The organism is Faecalicatena faecalis (assembly GCF_012524165.2).
In the GTDB taxonomy this organism is placed as follows: domain Bacteria; phylum Bacillota; class Clostridia; order Lachnospirales; family Lachnospiraceae; genus Faecalicatena_A; species Faecalicatena_A faecalis.
In genome coordinates this window covers 1-3,436 of the sequence record NZ_JABACJ020000049.1, presented here as the reverse complement: position 1 = coordinate 3,436, position 3,436 = coordinate 1, and the positions used below count along the sequence as shown (strand labels likewise).

The following is a 3,436-nucleotide window of genomic DNA, read 5'->3' as shown; positions in this document are numbered from 1 at the left end:
TGTTACTGCTCACATGAACTGTCACCAAACTGACTTTTTTATTTGTCAGGAAACAGCTCATATTTGTGTCATTTAGTGTTTGGGCAGGCAGGTGATCTGCCTGCCCATGAATTACAGACTTACATGTTTGGATAGTTCCATGATTGCATAGGCTACACTGCAGGCATCCACTTTTTTGAGATCCGTGTTACCCAGGCGTTCTTGATTCCAAAACAGATCAGATAAAGCAGAAAGTTCCGTTCCAACATTCCAATTAGGAATACAAATGTAATTCCCGTAAGAATGGCGGCCTACTATCATGTGAAAGTAGCTGCCTCTCGCTGATACTTCAACTTCATAAGGGGCATGCTGAAGCTGGATAGGACGGATAATTCCCTTCCAACTGGTTTTTGATCCGGGTGATGCCTTGGCAGTAAATGTGATAGTTCCTATTAGTTTCCACCGCCTTTCAGCATCTCATGGTCTATAACATAGCGGACCATATGCTCATCGATCAGGCGTTTTTTCTGCTGGTAAGCGTACATTAGGCATTTTTCAGCAATGCGGTTGATTGCTCTTGGTATCCCGGCTGATTCTTTATAGATGTCATCCATGGCATGGTCTGTAAAGAGGTCCTCCCTTCCAGCAGCATATGTAAGATGGGACTGGATGTAAAGTTCTGTTTCAGAACGGTCCAGATGCGGCAGTACGCAGTTGATATCAATCCTCTGGCGGACAGCAGCGTAACGCTGCAGTTTCAGTTTATCCCAAAGTTCCGTCTGCCCTGCCAGTACCAGTGACATGGGACTCATGGAATCGAAACGGTAATTAAGGAGAAAACGGAATTCTTCAATGGTTTCCTTCTCCAGAAGATGTGCTTCATCCAGGATACAGATGACTTTCTTGTGCTGGACACCACGGATGATCTCGATCTGGTTCTGGAGCTGGCGCTTGGCATCGCCCCTGTAAAAACGGGATTCGATACCCAGCTGGTCCAGAAGCCCTTTGTAGAACCAGCGCGGGGTCAGCTTTGAATCTGACAGGTATAGGACAATGTAACTGTCCTTTGGAAGGGTGGCAACAAACTTCCTGATCAGGGTGGATTTACCACAGCCTGCATCGGCGGTAACTACCGCAAAAAGCTGGCGGTCAGCAGCATAGGTCAGCCTGCCGATGGCATCGGCAACATATGGGGATTCATATAAGGAGCCCGGAGGGATATCACGTGTAAACGGGGTGTGTTCCATTCCAAAGTATGCCTCATACATGGTCTTCACGCTCCTTTCCATAGCTGCTGAAGGAAAGTGCATTGGCCTGCATCTGTATATTTTTTTCACGCTGGCGTTTCAGGCCTTCCAGGAATCTTGAACATTCCGGTTCTGCCGGAAGTAAAGATTCAGGAATGGATGGCCTGGGATCACAATACTCGGGCATCTGCAGGGGGGATGCCTGAAATGGAGGGACTCCTGGGTAAGATACTGTGACGATATCCGGTTTTAATGGATCATAGGATATCTCAACGGAAGCCCCGATCAGGCTGGTGCTCGTTTCATATGTATATCCACGGAAACTGATACATCCTGCCTGGTCTACGGTACGTTTTTCATGATGCATGAAGGCTTCGCCAACAGTTTCTGCATCCAGGAAGGTGAGCGGCCTGGAATCCCGGTTCCATTCCTGCTGCGGGCTGATCCCGCCGGACGGGACCGGGGAATGGAGGCATTTATAGTATTCTTCAATGCCTTCATGAGGTTTTTTATGGTAGTAGTCTTCAAGCCATAGTGACCAGAGTTCATTTAGGTCTTCCATCGTATGGACCTTCTGGGCCTTTGCTTCTGCCAGGAAAGCATTTACAAAGCGGTTAAAGACCTCAACACCTCCTTTAGACTGTGGGGAGTACGGTTTTGCCCTTAATACACGGATCCCCAGACGGGATAAGGAATTGAGCAGATCCCTGGATACGAACTGCTTTCCGTTATCATGGTATACAGCTGAGCATTTCCCGTATTTGAGGATCGCCCTGTGATAGCAGTCTTCCACGATGGAAGCCTCCTGATGGTCATACCATCTTGCCTCAAGCACATATCTTGAGTGGTTGTCGATGATGACTACAAGATAAGTAGGGACTTTTTTTCCTTTGGGTCCGACTGGAAGCTGTAATCCGTATTTTATATCGGATTCAAGGAGCATCATCCTGTGGGGTTTGCAGAAGCGTTTTGAAGAGCTTTTCCGGGCTTCCGCATATTTTTTCATCTGCTTCTTTCCGAATCCGCGGTTGTACAGGTACCGCTGCATGGTAGAACGCTTCAGGATACCAGGAGCTACCCTTCCTTCCATCTCCAGTATCAGGATGATCTGGGCAACGGATCTGGAAGGGACTTCCCTTTTAAGCTGGATCGCCTCCGCAACAAGTTCCCCGAAATTCTCCGGACGGTTCTGATGCCTGCGCATCTCCCGGTCCATTGGTTTCAGGCCTGCGAAGCCATCCGTATGATAGGCTTTCTCATAACGGTATAAACTTCTGGCAGACAGGCTGTTCTGTGCTGCGATCTGTTCCCGCAGTTCACAGCGTTTGGCTGTATCCAGATTTTCATCCAGGAGCGGAGAGATCAGTTTAAAGCGCTCCAGGGCAGCATCTTCCCTCCATTGTTTTGCAGATTGTGTATTTTGTAGTTCTGTCATATTCATCATGTAAGATTACCTCCTTTTGAAGCCATCTTACACCTGGATGTTATGACAGTAAAAAATAAGTCGGTGCATCATCAGCAGTCCCAGACAGGTCTTAAAAAGTTACCTGAGTTATAAATAAAGCGCAGGATGATCTTTAACCAGTCAGCGGTATCTGACTTCAATCGATCGAGCAGCGAGACACTGGCTGTCAGAAGTTCCTCTGTGAATCCCAGGAGCCTGTAGCCTGCTGACTTTAAAGTACCATCTATCATGAGCCTGTTGGCATTCAGCCAGTGGTGCCAGGACTGCATGGCAGCTTCACACGGATGGTCCTCATACCCTTTGGTATCCGGAGTGATGTTCCCTTCAAGAACACCTGATATAACATCTGTCTCAAAGTGCTTGTATGGAGCCAGTTTATCTGGGAGTTCCCGATGCAGTTTCCGGCACTGATCGTTGGTACATTTTAACCGCCGGATATGTATCCAGCTTACATCACCGCCTCTGGTTTTCACTATACGTGGGACATGATCCCTGTATTTCAGAGGGCTGCCGCAGACAGGGCAGATTGGATCCTCGCTGCTCTCAACTAAAAATATTTTTATCCTCATTGTAAGATATCGAATAATCTGATATAATAACCATGGTTTTAAACCGTGGTTCCAGGGACGATCTTGCAGGGAGGGTCTCTGGAACCCTTTCTTTTTATACTTCATTGACAGTATAATGGTCATTTCAGAGACAATCAAGTGTAGCATAAGATTGCTAATTTATTCGGGCAATAACA

General features: G+C 47.2%; 4 protein-coding genes. All 4 read right to left on the bottom strand.

Translation table 11 applies throughout. The features are described 5' to 3' along the window. Positions 1–111 precede the first annotated feature (111 nt). The 4 genes from HGO97_RS24355 to HGO97_RS23540 all read right to left on the bottom strand — a co-directional run bounded on the left by HGO97_RS24355 (position 112) and on the right by HGO97_RS23540 (position 3,260). Positions 112–360: a DUF6618 family protein gene (locus tag HGO97_RS24355; RefSeq protein ID WP_330654338.1), complete on the bottom strand. Its 249-nt coding sequence runs from the start codon at positions 358–360 to the stop codon at positions 112–114. A 71-nt stretch (positions 361–431) separates the two neighbouring features. Beyond that, positions 432–1,268, bottom strand: a complete 837-nt coding sequence (locus HGO97_RS23550) for an ExeA family protein (RefSeq protein ID WP_330654337.1) — start codon at positions 1,266–1,268, stop codon at positions 432–434. After that, positions 1,240–2,670, bottom strand: a complete 1,431-nt coding sequence (locus tag HGO97_RS23545) for a DDE-type integrase/transposase/recombinase (RefSeq protein ID WP_246597756.1) — start codon at positions 2,668–2,670, stop codon at positions 1,240–1,242. Before HGO97_RS23545 ends, HGO97_RS23550 begins: the two co-directional genes overlap by 29 nt. Before the next feature lie 71 nt (positions 2,671–2,741). Then, the gene (locus HGO97_RS23540) at positions 2,742–3,260 is read right to left on the bottom strand and encodes a DUF6431 domain-containing protein (protein WP_216245706.1); all 519 of its coding nucleotides are present in this window, start codon (positions 3,258–3,260) and stop codon (positions 2,742–2,744) included. Positions 3,261–3,436 lie beyond the last annotated feature (176 nt).

Coding starts and splice junctions, on each gene's coding strand:
- HGO97_RS23550 (WP_330654337.1), bottom strand. CDS start 1,268: ATGGAAAGGAGCGTGAAGACCATGTATGAGGCATACTTTGGAATGGAA.
- HGO97_RS23545 (WP_246597756.1), bottom strand. CDS start 2,670: ATGATGAATATGACAGAACTACAAAATACACAATCTGCAAAACAATGG.
- HGO97_RS23540 (WP_216245706.1), bottom strand. CDS start 3,260: ATGAGGATAAAAATATTTTTAGTTGAGAGCAGCGAGGATCCAATCTGC.